General features: G+C 56.0%; 19 protein-coding genes. 4 read left to right on the top strand and 15 right to left on the bottom strand.

Features of this window, described 5'->3' with window-relative positions:
* Positions 1-166 precede the first annotated feature (166 nt).
* From hflC to ACJJIY_RS06525, 9 genes are all read right to left on the bottom strand, one after another.
* Positions 167-1,039 (bottom strand): protease modulator HflC, encoded by an 873-nt coding sequence (hflC, locus tag ACJJIY_RS06565; RefSeq protein WP_282930281.1) that lies wholly within the window; start codon positions 1,037-1,039, stop codon positions 167-169.
* 11 nt (positions 1,040-1,050) lie between these two features.
* A complete protein-coding gene (gene hflK, locus ACJJIY_RS06560; RefSeq protein ID WP_282930282.1) occupies positions 1,051-2,205 on the bottom strand; it encodes an FtsH protease activity modulator HflK in 1,155 nt (384 codons plus the stop codon).
* 186 nt (positions 2,206-2,391) lie between these two features.
* On the bottom strand, positions 2,392-3,702 hold the full coding sequence (gene hflX, locus ACJJIY_RS06555; RefSeq protein ID WP_413664097.1) for a ribosome rescue GTPase HflX: 1,311 nt from the start codon (positions 3,700-3,702) through the stop codon (positions 2,392-2,394).
* Positions 3,703-3,833: 131 nt separating this feature from the next.
* Positions 3,834-4,118, bottom strand: coding sequence for an RNA chaperone Hfq (gene hfq, locus ACJJIY_RS06550; RefSeq protein ID WP_020413623.1), 285 nt, complete (start codon positions 4,116-4,118; stop codon positions 3,834-3,836).
* A gap of 191 nt (positions 4,119-4,309) precedes the next feature.
* The gene (gene miaA / locus ACJJIY_RS06545; protein ID WP_444935152.1) at positions 4,310-5,233 is read right to left on the bottom strand and encodes a tRNA (adenosine(37)-N6)-dimethylallyltransferase MiaA; all 924 of its coding nucleotides are present in this window, start codon (positions 5,231-5,233) and stop codon (positions 4,310-4,312) included.
* A gap of 70 nt (positions 5,234-5,303) precedes the next feature.
* On the bottom strand, positions 5,304-7,190 hold the full coding sequence (mutL, locus tag ACJJIY_RS06540) for a DNA mismatch repair endonuclease MutL (RefSeq protein ID WP_445359319.1): 1,887 nt from the start codon (positions 7,188-7,190) through the stop codon (positions 5,304-5,306).
* Positions 7,191-7,235: 45 nt separating this feature from the next.
* Complete coding sequence (locus tag ACJJIY_RS06535) at positions 7,236-8,546, bottom strand: N-acetylmuramoyl-L-alanine amidase (protein ID WP_108731444.1); 1,311 nt, start codon at positions 8,544-8,546, stop codon at positions 7,236-7,238.
* A gap of 55 nt (positions 8,547-8,601) precedes the next feature.
* Positions 8,602-9,096 carry a tRNA (adenosine(37)-N6)-threonylcarbamoyltransferase complex ATPase subunit type 1 TsaE gene (gene tsaE / locus ACJJIY_RS06530; protein ID WP_445359318.1) on the bottom strand — a complete coding sequence of 165 codons (495 nt, stop codon included), beginning with the start codon at positions 9,094-9,096 and terminating at the stop codon, positions 8,602-8,604.
* Complete coding sequence (locus ACJJIY_RS06525) at positions 9,096-10,577, bottom strand: NAD(P)H-hydrate dehydratase (RefSeq protein WP_445359317.1); 1,482 nt, start codon at positions 10,575-10,577, stop codon at positions 9,096-9,098. Before ACJJIY_RS06525 ends, tsaE begins: the two co-directional genes overlap by 1 nt.
* Before the next feature lie 134 nt (positions 10,578-10,711).
* Between ACJJIY_RS06525 and queG the strand changes: the two genes are divergently transcribed.
* The gene (gene queG / locus ACJJIY_RS06520; protein WP_445359316.1) at positions 10,712-11,821 is read left to right on the top strand and encodes a tRNA epoxyqueuosine(34) reductase QueG; all 1,110 of its coding nucleotides are present in this window, start codon (positions 10,712-10,714) and stop codon (positions 11,819-11,821) included.
* 13 nt (positions 11,822-11,834) lie between these two features.
* Here the strand turns inward: queG and orn are convergent, their stop codons facing one another.
* The gene (orn, locus tag ACJJIY_RS06515) at positions 11,835-12,374 is read right to left on the bottom strand and encodes an oligoribonuclease (protein ID WP_444914966.1); all 540 of its coding nucleotides are present in this window, start codon (positions 12,372-12,374) and stop codon (positions 11,835-11,837) included.
* 86 nt (positions 12,375-12,460) lie between these two features.
* On the opposite strand from orn, the gene rsgA reads away from it, so the two are divergent.
* The 3 genes from rsgA to asd are packed head-to-tail and all read left to right on the top strand — an operon-like array spanning position 12,461 to position 15,181.
* Complete coding sequence (gene rsgA, locus ACJJIY_RS06510; protein ID WP_444914967.1) at positions 12,461-13,501, top strand: small ribosomal subunit biogenesis GTPase RsgA; 1,041 nt, start codon at positions 12,461-12,463, stop codon at positions 13,499-13,501.
* Positions 13,498-14,292, top strand: coding sequence for a sulfurtransferase (locus ACJJIY_RS06505; protein ID WP_445359315.1), 795 nt, complete (start codon positions 13,498-13,500; stop codon positions 14,290-14,292). Before rsgA ends, ACJJIY_RS06505 begins: the two co-directional genes overlap by 4 nt.
* 25 nt (positions 14,293-14,317) lie before the next feature.
* Positions 14,318-15,181, top strand: a complete 864-nt coding sequence (gene asd, locus ACJJIY_RS06500; RefSeq protein ID WP_445359314.1) for an archaetidylserine decarboxylase — start codon at positions 14,318-14,320, stop codon at positions 15,179-15,181.
* A gap of 51 nt (positions 15,182-15,232) precedes the next feature.
* On the opposite strand, the gene ACJJIY_RS06495 is transcribed toward asd, so the two are convergent.
* From ACJJIY_RS06495 to aroB, 5 genes are all read right to left on the bottom strand, one after another.
* A complete protein-coding gene (locus ACJJIY_RS06495; RefSeq protein ID WP_445359313.1) occupies positions 15,233-16,585 on the bottom strand; it encodes a cyclic di-GMP phosphodiesterase in 1,353 nt (450 codons plus the stop codon).
* A gap of 170 nt (positions 16,586-16,755) precedes the next feature.
* Positions 16,756-17,835: a uroporphyrinogen decarboxylase gene (gene hemE, locus ACJJIY_RS06490; protein WP_108731435.1), complete on the bottom strand. Its 1,080-nt coding sequence runs from the start codon at positions 17,833-17,835 to the stop codon at positions 16,756-16,758.
* A 160-nt stretch (positions 17,836-17,995) separates the two neighbouring features.
* The gene (locus ACJJIY_RS06485) at positions 17,996-19,414 is read right to left on the bottom strand and encodes a glutamate synthase small subunit GltD family protein (protein WP_282930294.1); all 1,419 of its coding nucleotides are present in this window, start codon (positions 19,412-19,414) and stop codon (positions 17,996-17,998) included.
* 20 nt (positions 19,415-19,434) lie between these two features.
* Positions 19,435-23,883, bottom strand: a complete 4,449-nt coding sequence (gene gltB / locus ACJJIY_RS06480; RefSeq protein ID WP_445359312.1) for a glutamate synthase large subunit — start codon at positions 23,881-23,883, stop codon at positions 19,435-19,437.
* Between the two features lie 342 nt (positions 23,884-24,225).
* Positions 24,226-25,311, bottom strand: coding sequence for a 3-dehydroquinate synthase (aroB, locus tag ACJJIY_RS06475; protein WP_445359311.1), 1,086 nt, complete (start codon positions 25,309-25,311; stop codon positions 24,226-24,228).
* Between the last annotated feature and the right edge of the window lie 14 nt (positions 25,312-25,325).

Here is a 25,325-nt window from a genome sequence, read left to right as displayed (position 1 = left end):
TGCCACAGCGCTTGCCACAAACGAGCCGCAGCACTTCCCACAAAAAAACCGGGCTGGGCCCGGTTTGCGTGATTTTAGCATCAAGTGCTAACAGGAAGGTAGGGTTATCGAATCTAACCCGGCGCCTATAGCACCAGTTGCCCAGTGCTACACAGCATTTTCAGCCCTACTCTCCTTTCGGGTCTTTCAGGTAGCGGAAGAATTCGCTATCTGGATCGACCAGCAGCATATCTGACTTGCTCCGGAAGGACTCCTTATAAGCCTGCAGACTGCGGGTAAAGCGGTAAAACTCCGGATTCTTGCTGTAGGCCGCAGCGTAAATAGCTGCCGCCTCTGCATCACCCGCACCGCGTAACTCTTCCGCCTGGCGGTAGGCCTCAGACTCAATCACCACTCTTTGGCGATTGGCATTAGCCTTGATACGCTCACTGGCCTCCTGACCCTTGGCGCGATGATCCCGCGCCTCCAGCTCACGGCCAGCGCGCATACGCTGGAACACAGACTCGGAGACTTCTGGTGGCAGGTCAATCCGCTTGACGCGCACATCAATCACATGCACTCCCAGGTCATCCTGAGCCACCTTATTCAGGTTCTTGGTGATCTCCGCCATCAACTCATCGCGCTCGCCACTGACTACCTCATGCAGATCGCGCACACCAAACTCGTTCCGGAGCTGATCATTGATCCGCTCCGACAGCAGGCGCACCGCATTGCGATCGTCACCACGAGTGGCGATATAAAACTTATCCACATCAGAGATTCGATATTTGGCATACGAATCAACCATCATGAATTTGTTTTCACTGTTGAGCATACGAACGGGGCTGGAATCCACCGTCTGAATACGCGCATCAAACTTGCGCAACCTTTCCGCAAAAGGGATTTTGAAGTAGAGACCCGGCTCGGTGTAGGTGCGCACCAGCTCACCAAAGCGCAGTAACACGGCTTTTTCAGTCTCTTTCACTACAAAGGCGCTGGAAGAAAGTACCAGTACTCCAACCAGGATGACAACAATGATACCCAGTGTTTTGTTATTCATATCATCCCCTCCTAGCGAATAGTCTGACTGCGACGGGTGCTGGCGTCATCCCGACGAAGGCGCTCAATAACACGCTGATAGACTTCCTCAATCATTACAGGCGAGGTGTCCTGGCTTTGGGCTGCTCGCGCTGCTCCAGCGCCGCCTTGTGCCAATTTATCTAGTGGCAGGTACATCATGTTATTGCCGCCCTCGACATCCACCATCACCTTGGAGGTGTTGGCCATCACGTCCTGTACCGCATCCAGGTAGAGACGCTCGCGGGTAACTTCCGGGGCACGCTCATATTCAGCCAGCAGTTTCTCAAAGCGCACAGCTTCACCTCGGGCACTCTCGATGACGCGGGCTTTGTATGCCTCGGCCTCTTCGATAATGCGCTGAGCCTGACCGCGGGCAACCGGGATTATCTGGTTAGCATCAGCCTGAGCTTCATTTTGCAGACGCACCTCGTCCTCACGGGCTTTGGTTACATCGTCAAACGCATCCTGCACTTCGCGCGGCGCCTTAGCATCAGTCAGGTTAACCACATCAATGCGTATACCGGTCTGGTACAGGTCCAGATATTCCTGTAATCGTTCCTGCGTATCGGCAGATACTTGGGTCCGGTTCTGGGAAATCACACCGTTTAAAGTGAGAGAGCCCACCACGTGACGAAGGGCGCTGTCGGTGGCTTCCTGCAAGCTCTTCACCGGATCGCGAACACGCAGTACAAAAGACTCAGCATCCCCAACCTGCCACTGCACAGTGAGTACCACTTCTACGATATTGGCGTCTTCGGTCAGCATCTGACCGGTAGTGCGCTCGGTACGCACCTCAGTCATATTGACCTTGGTGACGTTATCGATAAGCGGCGGATTCCAGTGCAGGCCAGCAGATTCCGTGGAGTGGTATTTGCCCAGGCGCAAAACAACCGCCTGTTCGTTGGCGTTGACCTGGTAAATCCCCAGGCCGCCATAAATCAATACGGCGAGACCAATAACCAGTACCCAGGGAAATTTGACAGAGTCGCCACTTGGGCTGCCGCTGCCACCACCACCAAACAGGCCACCTAGTTTCTGCTGAATTTTTCGCAGTAGTTCATCGAGATCGGGCGGGCCTCCGTTATTGCGGTTACCGCCACCACCCCAGGGGTCTTTATTGTTACCACCCGGCTCATTCCAGGCCATTTAACTTACTCCAACTATGATCACTTAATCTTTTACTTCGGCGGATTCTAGCATCCATTGCCGACAAAATATTGCCGACAGGCCCTAGCCTGAGGCAAGCGGGCAGTCTGCGGAGACCAACCCCGAACAAATTCGACTAAAGGTCGCAATATGACCTGAATTTTAAAATCAATGTTTATACGACAACTACTCAGCAATGGGTTCTTCCAAAACCCATTCCGGCGCGTCATTGCCAGCAATATGTGGCGCCAGCAGACGCTGGAAATCACTACGCGGCAATAATATTTGCAATTCGCAGTCACCATTGTCGCGATAGACTTCCGACTGTACCGCATTAATTTCAAATAGCTGCGCTCGCAGTCTGGACTGATGAGGCTTCACTACCAGTTGCCCGCGCACCATTTGCTCGCCCAGGCGCTCGGCAATAGCCTCAATTAAAAGTTCACAACCCGCGCCTGTTACCGCAGAGAGCCAAACTGCCCGGGGTACACCCTGATCATCCCGGTCTATACGCGGTTCAAAATCTGCCAGCAGGTCAATTTTGTTATAAACCACCAGTTGCGGCAGTTCTGAAGCATCAATTTCCTCCAGAACCGTTTGCACCTCTTCCATCAGGTGTAACCGATCATCTGCCGCAGCGTCCACCACATGTAGAAGCAACGTCGCACTGGCGGCTTCTTCCAGGGTTGCCCGGAATGCCTCTACCAGTTTATGCGGCAAGTGAGAGACAAATCCCACCGTATCAGCCAATACCATGGCGCCAACATTGGGTAATTCAACCCTGCGCATGGTCGGGTCGAGGGTGGCAAACAATTGGTCCCTGACATAGACATCTGCATCGGTCAGGCGATTAAACAGGGTCGACTTGCCCGCATTGGTGTAGCCAACCAGAGATACGGTGGCCATTTCTGCCCGGGAACGCGCGCGGCGCCCCTGCTCCCGCTGGCGGCGTACCTTTTCCAGCCGCTTCTCGATGGAGTCTATGCGCGCGCGCAGCAATCGCCGGTCTGTCTCCAACTGGGTTTCTCCGGGCCCACGCAAGCCGATACCACCCTTTTGCCTCTCCAGGTGGGTCCAACCTCGCACCAGCCGCGTTGCCATATGGCGCAGCTGGGCCAATTCCACCTGAAGCTTACCCTCGTGAGTTCGCGCACGCTGGGCAAAAATATCCAGAATAAGTCCTGTGCGATCCAGCACCCGGCACTTTAATTCGCGCTCAATATTGCGCTCCTGACTCGGAGACAGGATGTGATCAAAGATAACCAAGGCGGCTTCCTGATCTTTGACCACCTGGCGAATCTCCTCCAACTTACCTCGGCCAACAAAGGTCTTTGGGTCTGGAGTGGCGCGCTGGCCGAAAATAAAACTGACAGGATCTGCTCCGGCAGATAGGGCCAACTCCTCAAATTCACGAGGGTCGTCGGGACTGTCGATGGCGGAGAGTTCTAGGTGTACCAGTACTGCGAGCTCACCGGATTCCGGTCGATCGAAAAACAATGGGAATTCTCTATTGCGAAAAGGGCGCGATAAGCCCTGACTGAGGTGACAACCGGCAAGCCCTGCAAGGGGCTCACCGAGCTGCTGGCGCCCCGGCAAAACGGGGTGCAGGTGAAATTGATACGGATCTTTTAGCTAAAGGATTCGCGCTCACCGCCTTCACCATTACCCTCGCCGCCGTGCTGGGCTGCGGGATTCAATAGCGGTACGCGCACTGCACGCGACGGAACAACCGTAGAAATGGCGTGCTTATACACCATTTGGCTCACAGTATTTTTGAGTAACACCACGAACTGGTCGAAGGATTCAATTTGCCCTTGGAGCTTGATGCCGTTTACCAGATAGATAGAAACCGGAATACGCTCTTTGCGCAATACGTTGAGGTAAGGGTCTTGTAAGCTGTGCCCTTTTGACATCTTTTTTCTCCTTGTCAAAAAGCTGAATGCGGTATGCAGGCCGCAATCGCACCCGCGAAGAGCGCGGATCAAAAAACGACTGAGGTTGAATACGCGTATAAGTAGTGTAGTAGCGAGCCGGAAAAGGCCGGACTCTGTGAAAACTGACTGAACGGGCTTGTCGTTTAATAGCCCAACCACGTTATGGATGCTTAAGCGAGAAATTTCAAGGCTTCAGCCAATATTTCGTCATTCTCACGCACCCCACCTTGCTCATCCTGAGTGTACAAAGTTAGCAGGTCTGGCCAGCGCCGCAGCCAGGTTAACTGGCGCTTGGCAAGCTGCCTCGTCGCCGCAATTCCAGCGGCCACCATATCATCGTAATCGGTTTGGCCTTGCAAGTGTTGCCAAACTTGTCGATATCCCACCGCGCGAATTGCCGGTAAGTCCTCGTGCAGGTCTCCTCGGTCCAGCAGACCCTTGACTTCATCAATAAAGCCCGCCGCTAGCATCTTGCGAAAACGCAGTTCGATGCGCTGGTGAAGCAGGGAGCGATCGCGGGGCATAATGGCCATCTGGCACACCTGGTACTGCTCCTGTATTCCCCCAGCTTCCTGCTCGCGACGCAACTGCGAAAGCGGAACACCGGTGAGGCGGTAAACTTCCAGCCCCCTTTCGATACGCACCGAATGGTTGGGATGTAGCTCTGCCGCCAACTGCGGGTCCACCTGGGCCAGCTCTGCATGCAATGCGGGCCACCCTTCACGCTCTGCGCGAGCTTCTATTTCTGCTCTCACCGCTGCGTCCGCCTCAGGCAATTTTGCCATGCCTTCCAACAGAGCACGGAAATACAACATAGTTCCGCCAACCAGTAATGGCACTTTACCAGCAGCGCTAATTTCTGCCATAGCTTCCAGCGCATCTTTGCGGAAACGACCTGCCGAATAGGACTCAGACGGGTCACAGATATCGATCAAACGGTGAGGGTATGCTGCTAGCTCTTCTACTGAGGGCTTGGCCGAGCCGATATCAAGGCCTCGATATACGAGAGCGGAATCAACACTGATTAATTCCACGGGCAAACGATCGGCGAGCGCCATGGCCAGATCCGTTTTGCCGGAGGCCGTTGGACCCATCAAGAAAATTACACGGGGCTTATCACCCGGCAAGCTGTTATTCAAACTACCACCCACTTCTGCCGCGTACCTATTGGCCGCGCATAAACCACTTATCCATATCTGCCAGTTTAACCTGGGTCCAGGTCGGGCGACCGTGGTTACACTGGCCACTGCGCTCCGTGCGTTCCATGTCCCGCAACAGAGCATTCATTTCCGGGATTGTCAGGCGTCGATTTGCGCGAACAGAACCGTGACAAGCCATTGTCCCCAGCACTTCGTTGATACGCTCATCAATACGGGCGCTGTCGCCTTCGCCGAGCAGGTCTGAGAGTACATCGCGCACCAGCTGTTCCACTTCCGCGCCGTGTAGCATTGTGGGTACCTGGCGCACCAGCAAAGTCTCCGGGCCGGCCCGCTGCAATACGAAACCAAGCGCGGTAAACACCTCGCTGCGCTCCTCGAAGCAGTCCGCTTCCCGCTGGCTGACGGCCAGGCTTACAGGAACCAGAAGGGGCTGAGCCTGGATTCCACCGGCCGCATAAGCCACTTTCATCTGCTCATAGACAATGCGCTCATGGGCAGCGTGCATATCGACAACAACCATCCCGTGCTCGTTTTGCGCGAGAATATAGATTCCGTGCAACTGCGCCAGGGCAAAGCCCAGCGGCGGCACTTCTGATTCGCTTTCAATGCTCGCACCGGCCCCTATGGTCGCCCCGGAAGACGCTTGGGGCACAGACACTGGCCGGCTGCTAGGGGCATCCTGCAGCTGTTGTGTCGCCGGAGATGAGTCCTCATACGGTTGGTGCAGAGCGCCGTAAGCATTCATCTGCTCGCGCAAATTTGAGGGCGAGGGGCGATTGCTGAGTGGCATTTTATGCTGCCCGGCAAATTCACCGGCCTGCAAACCCGTGACCTGTTCCTGGCGTTCCTGCTCCGGCTCGCTTTCTGTTTCCTCTTTCTGCCCCGGGCGCACATCCGCCAGGGCCCGATGCAAACTGCCAAACAGGAAGTCGTGTACCAGGCGACTATCGCGAAAACGCACTTCGTGTTTGGTCGGGTGCACATTCACATCGACGGAAGCCGGGTCCAGCTCCAGGTAAAGTACAAATGCCGGATGTCGACCGTGATACAAAACATCGGCGAACGCCCGGCGCACCGCGTGGCTGACCACTTTGTCGCGAATAGCCCGGCCATTGACATAAAAGAATTGTAAGTCGGCCTGGGAGCGCGAGAATGCGGGCTCCGCAACCCACCCCCACAGGCGCAGGCCGCTGCGCTCCACGTCGATATGCAGCGCATTCTGCATAAACGCCGGCCCACACACCTGGGCGACACGGCGCTCCATTTCCACCCGCCCGGTGCCCGCGCGCAGATTATGCACACCCTTGCCGTTGTGGCGCAGGCTGATAGATACATCAAATCGGGACAGCGCCAAGCGCTTAATCGTCTCGTCAATGCGATTGAATTCTGTTTTTTCTGTGCGCAGGAATTTCCGCCGAGCGGGCGTATTGAAGAACAGGTCGCGCACATCCACCGTGGTGCCACGGGGGTGAGCCGAGGGCGCGAGCTGTGCCTGCATGTCGCGGCCCTCCGCACTTACCTGCCACCCCTTGCCGCTTTCATCGCGGCTGCTGGTCAATGCCAGACGCGCCACCGAGGAAATACTGGCGAGGGCCTCACCGCGAAAGCCCAGGGTGGCCACCGCCTCCAGATCCTCCAAAGCGTGAATCTTGGAAGTCGCATGGCGGGCCAGGGCCATTGGCAGGTCTTCCCGCTCTATGCCCTTGCCGTTATCGCGCACTTTCATGCGCTTGCTACCCCCGCCGTCCACATCGACCTCAAGTCGTGTAGCGCCCGCATCAAGGCTGTTTTCCAGCAACTCCTTGATTACTGATGCCGGGCGCTCAACGACTTCACCAGCCGCGATCTGGTTGGCAAGGCGGGGAGAGAGTTGCTGGATTTTATCGTGCATGAATCTGGCCTGTTAATGCTGCAAGGACCGCTCGACACTGAGGTCTCAGCCGGAAGGAATGCTCAGGGTCTGCCCCACTCGAATCACGGAGTTCTTGATGCCATTCGCTCTCATCAGGGCGGCGACGGAAATATTATATCGCGCCGCGATACCCGAAAGGGTCTCCCCGCGGGCGATAACGTGGTTGCGAGACTTATCGCTCTGGTTGGCGGCGAGCCAGGTATCCGCCGGGGGGCGACTCTTAAAGTGCGCCACTATACCGTCACTGAGCTTTTGCGCCAGCTTGCGCTGGAAACTGGGATCGCGCAGGCGTTTCGCTTCCTGGGGATTAGTAATAAAACCCGTCTCCACCAAAATTGAAGGCACATCCGGCGAACGCAGCACCGAGAAATTGGCCTGCTCCACCTGTTTTTTATGCAGGTGAGTGACGGTGCCAATCTGTGACAGCACACTGGCGCCGATATCCAGGCTGGCATTCATGGTGGCAGTCATGGAGAGGTCGAGCAATACGCCGGCAAGGGTGTCATCCTTATCGCCCAGGCTCAAACTGCCGGCACCACCGATAAGATCGGATTCGTTTTCCCGCGCGGCCAAAAAGCGGGCGGTTTCACTGGTTGCGCCTCGGGAAGAGACCGCATAGACCCCAGCGCCACGGGCATCTTTACGGGTAAAGGCATCGGCGTGGATCGACACAAAAAGGTCCGCACGCATATTGCGCCCAATTTTTACCCGTTCCCGCAGAGGAATATAGTAATCCCCGGTGCGCACCAGTTTGGCGGTAAAGCCCTTCTCACCGTTTATCTTTTTGTGCAGCTGTTTGGCAATCGCCAGCACCACATCCTTTTCCCGCAAGCGACCGGGACCGGAAGCCCCGGGGTCTTCCCCGCCGTGCCCTGCATCAATAGCGACAATGATATTGCGTTCACTACTGACCTGCTCCAGCGTCTTCTCGCTGCCTTTAACCTCGTCGTAAAGATCGATCACCAATCGATCCGGCAGGTTTTCATGGCGCCGCAAAGCAAAGCTGCGCGGATTGGCCTGCTGCTTAAGGTCCAATACAACCCGTAGATCTTTTTTATTCTGACGGGCGTGGCGCACCCGGGCGATCGGCGTCTTGTCCAGGTCCAACTTGTCCAGCTCGGCCTTCAACTCGGTATCAGAGAGGTCGACAACCACCCGGTGGGGACTCTTGAGGGTGAATAACTTGTGCTCTGCCGGGCCGCTCAAATCAAAAACCAGACGCGTATGGTCGGGTGCTCGCCAGACGCGCACACCTTCCACTTGCGTCGCAGAAGCTGGCAGGAAAACTGCCAGCCACAACGCGACAACTAACAGAGACCGCCACATAAAACTCATTACTTCCCAGCCCCTTTGCTTATTAGTATCAGTATTTCCCTGTGTTCAGGCGTTTTCAGGATGCTCGCAGCAGCTTTTGCAGCAGGTTAATTACGCGCTCACCCTGGGGCGAGTGCGCAATTAACCTGAGCTGGCGACCACTTTCCGGCACTTCCAACTCAACTTCCAAGTCTGGAGCGGGCAATATGCCCTCGCCCCGCTCGGGCCACTCTACAAGACTCAAACTCTGCGCAGAGAAATAATCCCGCACCCCCATAAACTCCAACTCTTCCGGGTCACCCAGACGATAGAGGTCGAAGTGGTAAACCCGGTGAGCCTCGAGTTCGTAGGGTTCCACCAGGGTGTAAGTGGGGCTCTTTACCGCACCCTCGTGCCCAAAGGCCCTCAGTACCCCCCGACAGAAAGTTGTCTTTCCCGCACCCAGCTGGCCATTTAAATACAGCGTCAGCCCCTGTTGCAGGCCCGCCGCGAGACAGGCCTGCCCGAGCAAGTTTCCGCCGGATACGGTGGCTGCTTCATCAGCCAAATGTAATTTCAATTCACTCGCCATCAATCTACCAAACGTCTAATCCAGGGCAATAAGTCCGTAGCGAGTAATCCCCGCATACCCTCTTCGGCAGCGCGATTACCCGCCTCTCCGTGTAACCACACCGCCAGTCGGGCAGCCTCCACCAGCGGCAAGTGCTGGCCAATCAATGCTGCAACAATACCGGTGAGGAGGTCTCCCATACCACCGGAAGCCATGCCCGGGTTACCGCTGTTGATCAGGTCAACACCACCATCATGTGCAATCAGGGTGCCGGCGCCTTTTAATATCACCACGCCACTGAATTTTTGCTGAACTGCAATAGCAGCTGCGCGCGGATCGGCGAGCACCTCGGCGGTATCACAACCCAGGAGGCGGGCGGCCTCCCCCACATGTGGGGTCAACACCCAGTCATCCCGCCGGACCCCGGCCAGAACCCGGCCCTCGGCGAGAATATTCAATGCATCGGCATCTACGACCAAGGGCGCCTCAGCTCGGCCGGCTCGCGCCAGCAGCTGCTCACTCCAGGGGGAGCGTCCCAAACCGGGGCCCACTGCAATTACGCTGGGGCCTTCGAGCAGCGGTTCCAGCTCCTGCCCGGAAATCACCGGATGGGCCATCACTTCTGGACTGCGAGTTAACGCTGCGGACAAATGCTCAGGGCGGGTCGCCAGGGAAATCAGCCCGGCTCCACAGCGCGCTGAGGATTGCGCAGCCATCAATGCAGCACCGCCAAATCCGGTATCACCGCCGACAACCAAAATATGGCCAAACTGGTTTTTAAAGCTATCGGCGGCACGCGCTGGCAGGCGACGGATGGCATCAGCCTCGTAACGCATAGCCAAAGGCTCAACTGCTCGGTAGGCAGCCTCAGGTGCCCCCAAGCCTTCGAAAATTACCTCTCCGCAGAGCGCCGGGCCGCGACCGCAGTAGAGCCCCATTTTGCGGCCGATAAAAGTCACCGTTATATCGGCACTGACCGCCTCGCCGGCACTGCCGGTATCGGCACTCAGACCGGAGGGGATATCCACAGCCAACACCGGGCCAGGGCTTTTGCGGATTCGCTCAACCGCATGCGCCACGCCGGAGCGCAGCTCACCGCTAAAGCCCGTTCCCAGCAATGCATCCACAATCAGTGTATTGGCATCCGCCGTATCCAGTTCTGCGAGAGAGTTCACCACCTGGACACCTTCCCTGCAGGCGTACTCATAGGCCTCCCGGGCATCGCCACTCAGGTGCTGAGGATCGGTACACGCATAGACGGAGACCGGAATTTTCTTTTGCGCGGCGAGGGCGGCAATCACATAGCCATCCCCACCGTTGTTCCCACCACCGCAGAAAACCTGGAGGCGGCCGATCTCCGGCCAGTGCCTGCGTAGATGTGAAAAAGCCGCGCGACCGGCGCGCTTCATCAGTTGAATGGAGAGGATTTCCAGTGCAGCAATCGTCTGTCGATCCAGCTCACGTACCGACTCGGCACTGTATAGAGGTTGAGGCGTGTCCATGCAGCTCCCGCGATGTGGTCAAGAATTCATCTGTGGCAAAATAGGCAATTACATCGCCATCGTTTGCGCCAACCGCAAAGTATACCGCCCCGGCCAGGCATTGTGCTTGCAGGGAATATCGAGCCGCTTTATCTATGACCGAATCACTGCTCGCCGACTTAGCCCAACAGATCAAAATTTGGGGCAGAGAACTGGGCTTCCAACAAGTGGGTATTACCGATTGCCAGCTGGAGGAGGAAGGGGAACGCCTGCGCGCCTGGATTGATGCGGGCTATCACGCTGATATGGACTGGATGGGCGCTCACGGTGAGAAACGCTGGCGCCCCGAATTATTGGAGCCGAGAACACTGCGGGTAATCAGCGTGCGTCTGGACTACCTGCCGCCGGACACCCAGCCGATTAAAGTGTTGAAGGATTCGAGTAAGGCCTATGTATCCCGCTATGCGAATGGCCGCGATTACCACAAGTTGATCCGCAAACGCCTGGCCAATCTATCAAAGCAAATTGATACCTATTGCGCCGAGCGGGGCATTGAATCGAAAGGTCGGGCTTTTACCGACAGCGCCCCGGTAATGGAGAAGGCCCTGGCAGCCAAGGCCGGCCTGGGCTGGATTGGTAAAAATACTCTGGTACTGAATTCGACCGCCGGCTCTTACTTTTTCCTCGGCGAAATCTACACCAACTTGCCACTCCCCATAGATATCAGCGAGGAGCATGATCAGTGTGGCGACTGTGTCGCCTGCCTCAGGGTTTGCCCTACCGATGCCTTCATCGATGACCGCACCCTGGATGCGCGGCGCTGCATCTCCTACCTCACTATTGAAAACAAAGGCCCAATCCCTGAGGAATTTCGCGAGCCCATCGGCAACCGAATATACGGCTGTGACGACTGCCAGATAGTGTGCCCCTGGAATAAATTCGCCAAGCCCACCAAGGAAAAAGATTTTCATCCCCGACACGGACTGGACAATGGTGAGCTACTGAAGTTGTTTACCTGGAGCGAAGAGGAGTTCCTGCGCAAGACTGAGGGTTCGGCCATTCGCCGAATCGGCCACGAGCGCTGGCTGCGCAACCTGGCTGTTGCCTTAGGCAATGGGGAGGCCACGCCCGAAGTCATCAATACCCTGGAGAGTGCGCGCGCCGGCGCCACGCCCCTGGTTCTGGAGCATATCGATTGGGCGCTGGAGCGGTTGCGCAGCGGGCGCAGGCGCAAGCGTAAAATCAAACGCAAGCCCGCTGGCTAATCGGGAGTGGGGGTCAGAGGCGGAAAAAAGTCTCGCGGTAGTGGCGCAATTCCTCAATAGAATCGCGGATATCGTCGAGCGCCAAATGGCTGCTGTGTTTTTTAACTCCACCCAAAACCTCCGGGCGCCAGCGACGAGCCAATTCCTTCACCGAGCTGACATCCAAGTTGCGATAGTGGAAATAGGACTCCAACTCCGGCATATATTTCACCAGGAACCGGCGATCCTGGCCGATAGAGTTGCCACACATGGGAGATGCTCCCTCAGGGACCCACTGTCGCAAGAACTCCAGGGTTTCCCTCTCCGCGTCCCTTTCGGAAATACTGGATTCTTTGACCCGAGCTACCAGCCCGGAACCACCGTGCTGTTCGGTATTCCATTCATCCATTGCATCTAGCAAGGCATCGCTCTGGTGAATGACCATTGAGGGACCCTCGGCGAGAATCTCCAGGCGTGAATCCGTCACGACTGTGGCAATTTCAATAATGCGCTCTTTGTCCGGATTCAGGCCTGTCATCTCCAGGTCAATCCAGATCAGGTTGTTCTGATCCACAACGGGTCTCCTCAAACTTTCCGCGCAAGTTACCGCAACTACCCTGCAATAGCTATAATCCGCCGCTAGTCTCCAGGTGCTAGTGCATGAGTAAACGCAAATTAAATCGCCGCCAACAGTGGCGTATCAACAAAATCCAGCAGGAACGTGAAGCCCGCGCCCGCAAGCGTGAGCAATCTGCCGAAGAGGCCCTGGAAGAGGGGCAACTGGAGCAGGAACAGATCGGCCTGGTTATCGCCAACTATGGCACACAGGTTTTAGTGGAGAGCGAGAGTGATCCGAGCCTGCGCCAGCGCTGCCATTTGCGCGCCAATATCGAAACCCTGGTGACCGGCGATCGCGTTGCCTGGCACCCTGCCAGCGAAGACAGCGATGGGGGCATTGGTGTTATCGGCGCGCGCCTGCCGCGCAATTCCGAGCTGCAAAGACCCGATCGCTACGGCGACCTGAAAACTGTTGCAGCCAATATCGATCGCATATTGATCGTTATCGCCCCTTACCCCGAACCTTTTGCCAATGCCATAGACCGCTACCTGGTAGCCGCAGAGACCACCGGCATAGCACCCATGCTGCTGCTCAACAAAACCGACCTGATTGATGAGCGTAATCGCGATTCACTGGAGGAGCTACTTGCCCCCTACCCGGAGCTCGGCTACCCGGTTTTACGGTTATCTACCAAAACTGGCGAGGGCCTGCCGGAGCTGCTGGAAACCCTTGCGCAGGGATGTAGCGTTTTTGTAGGGCAGTCCGGGGTGGGCAAGTCATCCCTGGTCAACGCACTGCTTCCCAGTGCCGGCGCCCGCACCGGTGCTCTATCAGAGGCAACCCAAAAGGGGACTCACACCACCACTGCGGCGGAACTGTTTCACCTGTCCAGTGGGGGTGATCTGATAGACTCCCCCGGGATTCGCGAGTTTGGACTCTGGCATATGGAGGAGGCCGCTCTACTGGAAGGTTTTGTCGAATTCCGACCATTTATCGGGCACTGCCGCTTTCGCGACTGCCGCCACCAGGGCGAACCCGGTTGCGCTATCCAGAAGGCACTGACCGATGGAAAAATTAGCGAGCGTCGCATGAATAGTTTTCTGCATTTGCGCAACAGCCTGGAATCGGAGAACAAGTTTTGAAACTGATCATCGAAGCGGAAGAGCTCGCGACTCAGCTTGAGCGCGAAGAACTGCTGATTGTAGACCTCAGCTCACCCCACAATTACCTCAACGGCCATATTCCAGGTGCTATTCATCTGCCGTTCCAGGCGCTGATGGCTGGCACCGCGCCCGCACCGGGCAAACTGCCCGGCATCGAACAGCTGACCCAGGTGTTTCAAGCTATCGGCTTGAAGCCGGAACAACATGTGGTCGCCTGTGACGACGAAGGCGGTGGTTGGGCTGGGCGCTTTTTGTGGACCTTGGAAATGATAGGCCACCGCAATTACAGCTACTTGAATGGTGGCATGTTGGCCTGGCGAGGCGCCGGCCTTCCTCTCACTACCGAGGCACCGGATATCGAGCCGAGTGATATTCAAATCACCGTCAACAGCACAGCTGCGATGGACGCCCAGCAAATCCAAGATCAACTGGGCAATGATGAGTTCCTTGTTTGGGATGCTCGCTCACCCCAGGAATATCGCGGTGAGCGGGTCCTGGCCATGAAGGGCGGTCATATCCCGGGAGCAATCAATTGCGAGTGGACCCAATTGATGGACCCGCAAAAAGACTTGCGTATTCGTGCGGATGCCCGCGAATTCCTCGCTGCACTGGGAATTGATAGCTCACACAAAATTGTCACCCACTGCCAGAGCCATCACCGCTCCGCTTTTACCTGGTTAGTGGGCAAGTCCCTGGGATTGGATATTCGCGCTTATCCAGGCTCCTGGAGTGAGTGGGGCAATTTGCCCAATACGCCGGTACAGCAGTAGATACATTGAGAAAAGACGTAGATTTATGAACCCTAAACTTTTTGCCGCCCTGCAATACCTAACGCCGCAACACGCACTCTCCCGCGCTGCCGGCTGGTTGGCGAATACAGAACTCAAGTGGATCAAAGATCCTTTCACCCGCTGGTTTGTGGATAAGTACGGTGTAGATATGCAGGAGGCCAAAGAGAGCGACTGCACTGCCTACCGCACCTTCAATGAATTCTTTACCCGCGAACTGGTGGACGGAGCCCGCCCCATTGTCGAAGGGCAACACGCCCTCGCCAGCCCTGCCGACGGCGCCATCAGCCAGCTGGGCCAGATCCATAACGGCCGTATTTTCCAGGCTAAAGGTCACGACTACAGCCTGGTTGAACTGGTGGGCGGTGATCCCAAGGTAGCGGCGCAATTTAATGACGGACACTTCGCTACTGTGTATCTGTCACCGAAGGATTATCACCGTGTGCATATGCCCATGGCCGGCACCCTGCGCAGCATGACCTATGTGCCCGGACAACTCTTCTCTGTAAATACGGTAACTGCAGAAAACGTGCCGCGCCTGTTCGCGCGCAACGAGCGTCTGGTCTGCGTATTCGATACGGAAGCCGGCCCTATGGCAATGATCCTGGTGGGCGCAATGATTGTCGCCGGTATCGAAACCGTATGGGCCGGACAAGTCGCTCCTATCCAGCGAAAGGTTATCAGCACGGATTATCTGAATAAGGCACCCATCCACTTGGAGAAAGGTGAAGAGATGGGACGCTTTAAGCTGGGCTCTACCGTCATTATGCTATTTGGCGCAGACCAGGTGAGCTGGCTCGACCAGCTTGAAGCCGAGTCGCCCGTGCGCATGGGTGAGCATTTCGGTAATTTGTTATCCGGCAAGGACTGATATTAATAAGGAGAGGCGGCAGTTTTAACTGCCACCTCTGAAAAAGGGAGCTTATTTTGTCAGGCGCGTCAGCAGCTGCCCCAGTCGGCCACCGCGGAATAAATAATTGTCGCGAATATTCGCCGCATCCACCTGGGGGTAAGCTCCGGGTTCTATATCCCTGAGGATACTGATCTTTTCCTCGACACTCATCTTGCCACGCTCGATAAGCTTCTGCTCTCGATCCTCAACTTCAGCCAAGTCACACAGGCGAGGCTTGCTGAGCGTCTGTTTTTGCCCATCGAGAACGATCATTACCTTTGGTCGCAAGCGCCGGTCGTAGGTCTGTTCCACCACCACGCCGACTTCTCCGGTGGACAACTCTACCTGGGTACCCGTGGGATAGAGGCCAATAGCCTGAATGAACTCCACTACCAACTGTTCCTGGTAGGCGATACCCCGCAGGTCATACAACTTGGCAACTGCCCGGGATGGCGCTACCGGCTCACTGGAACCTCTTGGGTTAGTGGCTTCATCATAGAAAGTCACTATTCCGCACATGCGCGCCAACACTGAAATCCTGTCACCGCGCAAGCCCTCAGGGTAACCACTACCATCGTGGCGCTCGCAGTGGGCACTAATGACTTCGATAACCTTCGGATCTATTTGTGGGTCTGCCGACAGCATCTTGACGCTGTGCTGCACAAACTTTCGATACTCCAATTCACTGCGCGGATCGCGCTGCTTCATCTGCAGCACTTCCCCGTCGATAGCCAGCTTGCCTACATCCTTCAGCAGAGTAGCCACCCCGAGCTTTAGTAAATCACTGCGTGAAAGACCGATATGGCGGCCGAATAGCACCGCCCAAATACTGGCACGTACCGAGTGACTATAAGTGTGCTCATCCTTATCTCGTACACGAGCCAGCCAGGCAAACGCATCGGGACTGCGCAGCACACTTTCTACTAAATCCTCAACGACTTGGTTGACCTGCTGTACCGGTATGGGCCTGTTGTTAGCGACAAGCCCCATCACTTCACTCATACCATAGAGGATCTGGCCGTGAAGCTTACGCGCATTACTGGCTTCTCGCTGCGCCGGCTGCGGAGGGGGGTATTTTTTATGGGAAACAGTGACAGGCTTACAAGGGATAGTGACCGCTGTGCGGCCAGAAGAACGACCTCTTGCGGAAGTGTCGCTGCCTCCGAGCAATCGGCGCAGGGTAACACCGGCACTACCGACAGTTTTGTGGATATCGACATAAACAAACCGGCAGTATTTCTGTAGTTGACGGATTTCTTCCAAATCGCGGATATAAAAACCCTGCAGCGCAAATGGGGTTCGCGTCCAAGGCCGGTCAAGCTTGGAGACAAACATGCCGCGCTGTAAATCACCGACAGAAATTTTTGCTTGTTCGATTGCCACTGGGGAAGGTGCCGACAACTGTAGTTAACGCTAAAACGCTGCCCAGAAAGACCCCGTGGCGTAAGATCCTCGGTCCTCTGGGCAAGCTCACCTTTATATCATGGAGAGATATTAAGGTTCACCCGCCCAAAGTGAGACTGTATTCACAGACTCAGAGATCAGTGGCCAGTTTAGGCGTGATATTGGGCTGACAGTTCTACCACAGCTTCAATCATGGCTCCGGCATGTTTGGGGTCTACCTTCGGGGTAATTCCGTGACCTAAATTGAAAACGTGGCCACTACCCTGACCAAAAGACTTCAAAACAGCCGCCACTTCTGTGCGAATTCGTTCGGGACTCGCATAGAGAACAGCCGGGTCCAAGTTGCCTTGCAGGGCCACCTTGTCTCCCACTCGGGCGCGGGCGCTGCCAATGTCTGTCGTCCAATCCAAGCCCAGGGCGTCAGCGCCAGTATCAGCCATTGCTTCCAACCACTGACCGCCTCCCTTAGTGAACAGGATGGCCGGCACTCGACGACCGTCGACTTCTTTAATTAGCCCCTGGAGAATTCTCTGCATATATTTCAGGGAGAATTCACGGTAAGCACTGTGGCTGAGTGCCCCGCCCCAGGTATCAAAGATCTGTACGGCCTGGGCTCCAGCGCGAATCTGGGCGTTCAGGTAATCGGTAACAGAGTCGGCCAGCACCGTGAGTAACTGGTGCATCAGCTCAGGGCGGTTGTAAAGCATTTCCTTACAGCGGGCAAAATCCTTGCTGGAGCCACCTTCAACCATATAAGTCGCCAGCGTCCAGGGGCTGCCGGAGAAGCCGATTAGCGGCACGCGACCATTCAACTCGCGGCGGATGGTGGACACGGCATTCATCACATAGTCCAAATCCTTTTCGCTGTTCACCACTTCCAGGGCTTCGATATCGGCCGCCGTGCGCAGGGGCTTGTGGAACTTCGGGCCCTCTCCTTCAGAGAAGTAGAGGCCCAGGCCCATGGCATCGGGAATAGTCAGGATATCGGAAAACAGAATGGCGGCGTCTAGCGGGTAGCGCTCCAGGGGTTGCAGCGTTACCTCACAGGCCAGTTCGGTATTGCGGCACAAATCCATAAAGCTGCCCGCTTCGGCGCGGCTGGCTCGATATTCCGGCAGGTAGCGCCCCGCCTGTCGCATCATCCACACAGGCGTTCGATCCACTGGCTGGCGCAGCAGGGCGCGAAGAAAGCGGTCGTTTTTCAATTCGGACGGTTTAGTATCAGACATAGGCACACCGAGCGGGCTAAAAAAACGGGCATTGTACAGGGGCTTGGCCGCTATACACAGGGTGGCAAAGATATTGCGAGGTGCCTATTGGGACTGGCACAAATGTGCACGGAATAATTGGGCAGTGAGGGACCCTGCCCCCACTGCAAATCAGAAACGACTAAATATCCAGGTAATCGAGAATACCTTCACCGGCCTGGCGCCCTTCCCAGATAGCTGTCACTACCAGGTCCGAGCCGCGCACCATATCGCCGCCGGCAAAAACCTTCTCATTGGAGGTCTGGAATTTGTATTTTTGTTTTTCTGGAGCGACGACACCACCCCAGTCGGCAACTTCAATATTGTGCTGCGGAAACCACTCTGCCGGGCTGGGACGGAAGCCAAAGGCCACCAGAACGATATCCGCCGGGATAATTTCTTCAGAACCGGGCACCACCTGAGGGCGACGGCGGCCGTTTTCATCGGGCTCACCGAGCTCCGTAGTGACCACTTTAACCCCGGCCACCTTGCCATCCCCAACGATCTCAACCGGCTGGCGATTGAACAGGAACTGTACGCCCTCTTCCTTTGCATTGGCCACTTCCCGACGCGAGCCAGGCATATTTTCCTCATCGCGGCGGTAGGCACAGGTTACGCTCTTAGCGCCCAATCGAATCGAGCTACGGTTACAGTCCATGGCGGTATCACCACCACCGAGAACCACCACGCGCTTGCCCTCAACCGAAACAAATTCGGAAGCATCGCGCTCCCAGCCCATATTGCGATTTACGTTGGCAATCAGGAATGGCAAAGCATCGTGAACACCGGGCAAATCTTCACCGGGGAAGCCACCTCTCATGTAGTTGTAAGTGCCCATCCCCATAAAGACAGCATCGTAGTCATTGAGCAGCTGCTCAAAACTGATGTCCTTACCCACCTCAGTATTGAGACAGAACTCAACGCCCATCTCAGTAAACACTTCCCGGCGCTGCTGCATTACCGACTTCTCCAGCTTGAACTCGGGAATACCAAAGGTAATCAGGCCGCCAATTTCCGGGTGCTTGTCGAACACCACCGGCTGCACGCCGTTGCGCACCAAAATATCAGCGCAGCCCAGACCCGCCGGGCCGGCACCAATCACCGCCACTCGCTTGCCCGTTTTCTCAACATGACTTAAGTCTGGACGCCAACCCAGGGCGAAGGCTGTATCAGTAATGTACTTTTCCGCATTGCCGATGGTGACCGCACCAAAGCCATCATTGAGGGTACATGCGCCCTCACAGAGACGGTCCTGAGGACAAACCCGGCCACAGACTTCCGGCAGGGTATTGGTTTCGTGGCAGAGTTCGGCTGCCTCAATAACATTGCCCTCGCTGATCAACTTCAACCAGTTGGGAATGTAGTTGTGTACCGGGCACTTCCATTCGCAATAGGGGTTGCCACAATCCAGGCAGCGGTGCGCCTGGCTGGCCACCTGCCGCTCACTGAACGGCTCATAAATTTCAACAAACTCGCCGGTGCGGGTGATGATGTCCTTCTTCGGCGGATCGATGCGACTTACGTCGATAAACTGGAAGTCATTGTTCAGTCTGTCTTTCATACTGTTTCTCCACCCCGCCTTTATTCGCCGCGCTTGCGCACGTCGGAAAGAAGATCTGCAAGGCTCGCCGCCTTTGGTTTAACCAGCCAGAAACGGCTCAAGTAATCATCGAAGTTATCCAATAACTCGGCGCCCCAGGTGCTCTGGGTCTCCGCCGCATACTCTTCGATAACTTCGCGCAGGTGACTCTGGTGTGGCTCGAGAATTTCGCTGCTGATTCGGCGCAGCTCGATCAACTCATGGTTGCAGCGATCAAAGAAATCCCGCTCCATATCCAGGACATAGGCGAAGCCACCGGTCATACCGGCGCCGAAGTTAAATCCGGTGCGCCCGAGAACCGCGACCATACCCCCGGTCATATATTCACAGCAGTGATCTCCCGCCCCTTCGACTACCGCAAAGGCACCGGAGTTGCGCACAGCGAAGCGCTCACCGGCACAGCCCGCCGCAAATAACTTGCCACCCGTGGCGCCGTAGAGACAGGTATTGCCGACAATACTGGTTTCCTGGGAGGCGAACGAGCTGCCTTGCGGCGGTCGTATAACCAGCTTGCCGCCAGCCATACCTTTACCCACATAGTCGTTGGCATCGCCATCCAGGTACATTTCCAGACCACCGGCATTCCACACGCCGAATGACTGGCCGGCGACCCCTTTGAGGCGCAGTTTCACCGGAGCTTCAACCATGCCCTGGTTACCGTAGCGCTTGGCGATCTCACCAGACAGACGCGCACCTAAGGATCGGTCACAGTTGGTCACGTCGTAGCTGAACTCGCCACCTTTAAAGCCTTCGATGGTAGGCAGGATATCCGCCACCATCCGCTCCGCCAGTTCGCCCTTATCCCACGGATCATTCGTCGCGGACTGACAGGTTTGCGGCTTGCTGTCCAACAGCTCATCCGTATGTAATAGAGGCGCGAGATCCAGCTTTTTCTGCTTGTCAGTTTCACCATCCAGTACGCGCAGCAAGTCCACACGCCCCACCAACTCTTCCAGGCTGCGCACCCCGAGCTTGGCCATCCACTCGCGGGTCTCCTCGGCGACAAAACGGAAGAAATTCATCGCCATTTCTGCGGTGCCGATATAGTGCTCGTCACGCAGGTCTTTCTTCTGGGTGGCGATACCGGTGGCACAGTTATTCAAGTGACAGATGCGCAGATACTTACAGCCGATCGCCACCATGGGTGCCGTACCAAAGCCAAAGCTCTCAGCACCGAGAATTGCCGCCTTGATCACATCGAGGCCGGTTTTCAGACCGCCATCGGTTTGTACCCGAACCTTGCCGCGCAGATCATTGGCGCGCAGGGTCTGGTGGGTTTCCGCCAATCCCAGCTCCCAGGGCGACCCGGCATAGCGAATCGAGGTAATTGGGCTCGCCGCTGTGCCGCCGTCGTAGCCGGAGATGGTGATCAAATCCGCATAGGCTTTGGCAACACCCGCAGCAATGGTGCCAACCCCGGGCCGCGATACCAGTTTTACCGAGACCAAGGCATCGGGATTGACCTGCTTGAGGTCGTAGATCAGCTGCGCCAAATCCTCGATGGAATAGATATCGTGATGCGGCGGCGGGGAAATCAGGGTCACACCGGGCACCGAATAGCGCAGTCGCGCGATCAGTTCGTTGACCTTGCCACCGGGCAGCTGACCGCCTTCACCGGGCTTGGCGCCCTGGGCTACCTTAATTTGCAATACCTCGGCATTTACCAGGTAGTGCGGTGTTACGCCAAAACGACCGGAGGCAATTTGCTTAATCTTGGAAACTTTATCAGTGCCAAAACGGGCTGGATCTTCACCGCCCTCGCCACTGTTTGAACGCCCACCCAGGCGATTCATCGCTTGGGCCAGGGATTCATGGGCTTCGGGGGACAGGGCCCCCAGGGACATGGCGGCCGTATCAAAGCGACGCAAAATCTGCTCTGCCGGCTCCACATCTTCCAGAGCTACCGGTTCGATGTTCTCCTTGAAGTCCAGCATATCCCGCAATGTCGCCACCGGGCGCTGGTTAACCAGCTCCGCGTAGTCCCGCCACGCGGCATAGTCACCGGTGCTGGCAGCGCGCCGCAGGGTAGTCACCACATCCGGGTTAAAAGCGTGATACTCCTGGCCGTAGACAAACTTGTGTAGGCCGCCGGGGGAAACAGGTTTGCGGGCTTTCCAGGCAATTTCAGAGCGGGCTGCCATATCGGCTTGCAGCTCGGGGAAGCCGGCACCTTCAATGCGAGTGGGCGCTCCGGGGAAACACAGGTCCACCACATCCTTGGAAATACCCACCAGCTCGAACAGCAGTGCGCCGCGATAAGAGGCAACGGTGGAAATGCCCATCTTGGACAGGATCTTTAACAGGCCCTTGATAATGCCGTTGCGGTAATTTTTCTGCGCCTCAGCGGCATCCAGCAGCAATTCACCGGTATCGATCAGGTGATTGATAATGCTGTAGGAGAAATACGGGTGTACTGCGGTGGCACCGACACCAACCAAACAGGCCAACTGATGTGCATCGCGGGCGCTGGCGGTATCCACCACAACATTGGAGTCACAGCGCAAGCCCGCATGTACCAGGTGGTGGTGCACCGCGCCCGTCGCCAGCAGTGCATCGATTGGCAAGTGCCCCTCGCGAATATCGCGATCGGACAGTACTACAATCACAGCCCCCGCCCGCACTGAGGCCTCAACTTTGGCGCAGAGCTGTTCAATCGCCGACTTGAGGTCCTGTTCAGCGGGGTCGTAGTTCAGGTCGAAGATCTCCGCTTCGAAGCCCGGGCGATCAAGGGATAAGAGTGCCGTGTACTTCATATGGGAAAGTACTGGCGAAGACAGGATCACCCGATCCGCGTGCTCGGGGGTTTCCTCAAATACGGATTTCTCTCGACCCAGGCAGGTCTCCAGAGACATCACCACGGTTTCCCGCAGGGGGTCAATTGGCGGGTTGGTTACCTGGGCAAACTGCTGGCGGAAGTAGTCGTAGAGCGAGCGGTTGTAGCGGGACAAAACCGCCATCGGCGTATCATCGCCCATTGAACCGACCGCTTCCTGGCCCGCTTCAGCCATGGGCCGGACGACTTTATCGCGCTCTTCCAGGGAGGAGCTGAACAGCTTTTGGTAGACCTTGAATTGCTGGTGGGAGAAGTTGTTGTCCACCGGCGCGGTAACCAAAGTAGAGCGGATACGGCGTGCTTTATTCTTGAGCCAACGCTTATAGGGCTGTGCCCGCTTGAGCATATTATCGATGTCAGCGGTGTGGTAGAGCTTGCCCTCTTGGGTGTCTACCGACAGCATCTGCCCCGGTCCAAGGCGGCCCTTAGCCACAACATCTTCAGGGGCATAGTCGTACACTCCAACTTCAGAAGCCACGGTGATCAGGTCATCCTTGGTAATCACCCAGCGCGAGGGGCGCAAGCCGTTGCGGTCCAGGGTACACACTGCGTAGCGGCCGTCGGTCATCACCAATCCAGCCGGCCCATCCCAGGGCTCCATATGCATGGAGATATATTCGTAAAAGGCGCGCAGATCCGCATCCATTCCTTCAACATTTTGCCAGGCCGGCGGCACTAGCATGCGCACGGCCCGGTGCAGCTCCATGCCGCCCGCCAACAGCATCTCCAGCATGTTGTCCAGGCTGGAGGAGTCGGAACCCTCGCGGTTAACCAGGGGCACCAGCTCATTCAGCTCTGGAATCAGGTCAGTGGCAAATTTACTGGTGCGGGCAACAGACCAGTTGCGGTTGCCGGTAATAGTGTTGATCTCACCATTGTGCGCCAGCAAGCGAAATGGCTGAGCCAGGGGCCAGCGGGGCATGGTGTTGGTAGAGAAACGCTGGTGGAAAACACAGATCGCGGTTTCCAGGCGCGGGTCGGCCAGTTCTGGGAAAAACTTGGGCAGATCAGCCGGAATCATCAGACCCTTGTAGGAGAGGACACTGGTTGAAAGGCTGGCGATATAGACTTCGCTACTTAAGCGCAACTCGGCTTTGCGACGGGCCACATAGAGACGGGCATTGAATTTCGCCTCGCCGAGGGGCTCGTCTGCATTGTTGATCAGCAACTGCTCAAAGTGTGGCAGGCAATCCCGGGCAATAGGGCCCAGGCATTCCGGGTTAGTCGGTACGGTGCGCCAGCCGACGGTCTTTAGGCCCTGAGCTTGCAACTCAGTTTCGATAATTTTGCGGGCTTTATCGGCTTCGGCTTGATCTAGTGGGAGCATGATTGATCCCACTGCGTAGGTTGCTGTCAGCTCAGCACCAAACAGGGTCTTGGCTTCTGCGCGGAGGAAAGCATCCGGCTTTTGCAGCAAAAGACCGCAACCATCACCGGTTTTACCATCGGCGGCAATACCACCCCGGTGGGTCATGCAAGTGAGGGATTCAATGGCCGTCTGCACTAATTTGTGACTTGCCACACCGTGCAAATGAGCGATCAGACCAAAACCGCAGTTGTCCTTAAACTCATCCAACTGATACAGACTGCTACCCATAGAATTCCTCGTCGCTATCGATTGGGGGACCACTGGCGCTTAAAAAAAGAAGTGCCTGTTATGGGCGAATGTCACTTTAAGCTTCGCGCTACGCTCTCCTGCGGTCCCTTGGAAAAAGATCCCGAGATAAAAAAAGCCCTCTGCTGGGGCTTTTTTTGTTGTTATTGGCGGTTTTTTGCCCCGCCTTTCCTTTCGGGGGGGCGCAATATTACTTGTCCAACACTACATTTTCAACTTTTAGCAGTGTATTAGTCTGTCAAATCAAACAAAACCAAACTTATCTTCTAGCAGCTAACCTTTCTGGTACTCAGTCCTATTTTTTAGACAATAAGAGCAGGGTTATCACTCGGCACCACAGTTTTTCAGTGCATTTATAATCATTTTTCTGGGGGTATCATCGACAATAATTGCTTCTCCCAGCGCCTTTAGCAGTACCAAACGCAATTTTCCGTCCAGCACCTTCTTATCCACCTGCATTACTTGGAGGAATTCATCGGTTGTCATACCTTGCGGTGCCTGCTGCGGCAAATCAGCCGCCTCTAGCATCACTCGCAACCGCTCCACCAGCTCTGCATCGATATCTCCGCGCAACCTGGATAACTCCAGCGCCATAACCATGCCGGCGGCAACGGCCTCACCGTGTAACCAACTGCCATACCCCTGCACTGCCTCAATGGCGTGGCCGAAGGTGTGGCCAAGATTCAGTATCGCCCTACGACCACTCTCGCGCTCATCACTGGCAACAACATCTGCCTTGTCGGCGCAGCAGCGCTCAATAGCGTAAGCCAGTGCTGCGGGCTCCCTCATTAATAACTTTTGTAAATTCTCCTCGATCCATTCGAAGAATGGGCTGTCACAGATCAATCCGTATTTAATGACCTCGGCAAGGCCTGCGGAAAATTCACGTGCAGGCAATGTGGCAAGGGTATCGGTATCCGCAAGGACAAGGCGGGGCTGGTGGAAGGCGCCAATCATATTTTTACCAAGGGGATGGTTAACGCCGGTCTTTCCCCCAACAGAGGAGTCAACCAAAGACAGCAGGGTAGTCGGTACCTGGATAAAGTTAACCCCGCGCTGATAACAGGCTGCAGCAAAACCGCACATATCCCCAACAACACCACCGCCCAACGCGATTAGTGTCGTAGTGCGGTTGTGGCGCTTTTCCAGCAGCACATCAAAAATTCGATTCACTGTGTCGAGTGATTTGAAAGCTTCACCATCGGGAAGCTCGACAACATCCACTTTATCGAGCCCCTTTAGCCCCCCCAATAATGTCGCCAAATAAAGAGGAGCAATAGTTTCATTGGTAACAATGCAAACTTGCCGGCCTTTAATGTAAGGGAAGATATATTGCGGGTCACCGAGCAAACCTGAACCAATAATTATCGGATAACTACGCTCGCCGAGTTCTACGTTAAGGCTTTGCATACTGCTCTCAATCC

This window comes from Microbulbifer maximicatervae (SeqCode), assembly GCF_052468155.1.
The sequence above is the reverse complement of the archived record's forward strand: the minus strand, read 5'-3'. Positions and strand labels throughout refer to the sequence as shown.

Coding starts and splice junctions, on each gene's coding strand:
- gltB (WP_445359312.1), bottom strand. CDS start 23,883: ATGGGTAGCAGTCTGTATCAGTTGGATGAGTTTAAGGACAACTGCGGT.
- hfq (WP_020413623.1), bottom strand. CDS start 4,118: ATGTCAAAAGGGCACAGCTTACAAGACCCTTACCTCAACGTATTGCGC.
- mutL (WP_445359319.1), bottom strand. CDS start 7,190: ATGCACGATAAAATCCAGCAACTCTCTCCCCGCCTTGCCAACCAGATC.
- asd (WP_445359314.1), top strand. CDS start 14,318: ATGAACCCTAAACTTTTTGCCGCCCTGCAATACCTAACGCCGCAACAC.
- hemE (WP_108731435.1), bottom strand. CDS start 17,835: ATGTCTGATACTAAACCGTCCGAATTGAAAAACGACCGCTTTCTTCGC.
- tsaE (WP_445359318.1), bottom strand. CDS start 9,096: ATGGCGAGTGAATTGAAATTACATTTGGCTGATGAAGCAGCCACCGTA.
- ACJJIY_RS06525 (WP_445359317.1), bottom strand. CDS start 10,577: ATGGACACGCCTCAACCTCTATACAGTGCCGAGTCGGTACGTGAGCTG.
- ACJJIY_RS06485 (WP_282930294.1), bottom strand. CDS start 19,414: ATGAAAGACAGACTGAACAATGACTTCCAGTTTATCGACGTAAGTCGC.
- rsgA (WP_444914967.1), top strand. CDS start 12,461: ATGAGTAAACGCAAATTAAATCGCCGCCAACAGTGGCGTATCAACAAA.
- hflC (WP_282930281.1), bottom strand. CDS start 1,039: ATGAATAACAAAACACTGGGTATCATTGTTGTCATCCTGGTTGGAGTA.
- ACJJIY_RS06535 (WP_108731444.1), bottom strand. CDS start 8,546: ATGAGTTTTATGTGGCGGTCTCTGTTAGTTGTCGCGTTGTGGCTGGCA.
- hflK (WP_282930282.1), bottom strand. CDS start 2,205: ATGGCCTGGAATGAGCCGGGTGGTAACAATAAAGACCCCTGGGGTGGT.
- aroB (WP_445359311.1), bottom strand. CDS start 25,311: ATGCAAAGCCTTAACGTAGAACTCGGCGAGCGTAGTTATCCGATAATT.
- queG (WP_445359316.1), top strand. CDS start 10,712: ATGACCGAATCACTGCTCGCCGACTTAGCCCAACAGATCAAAATTTGG.
- miaA (WP_444935152.1), bottom strand. CDS start 5,233: ATGGGTCCAACGGCCTCCGGCAAAACGGATCTGGCCATGGCGCTCGCC.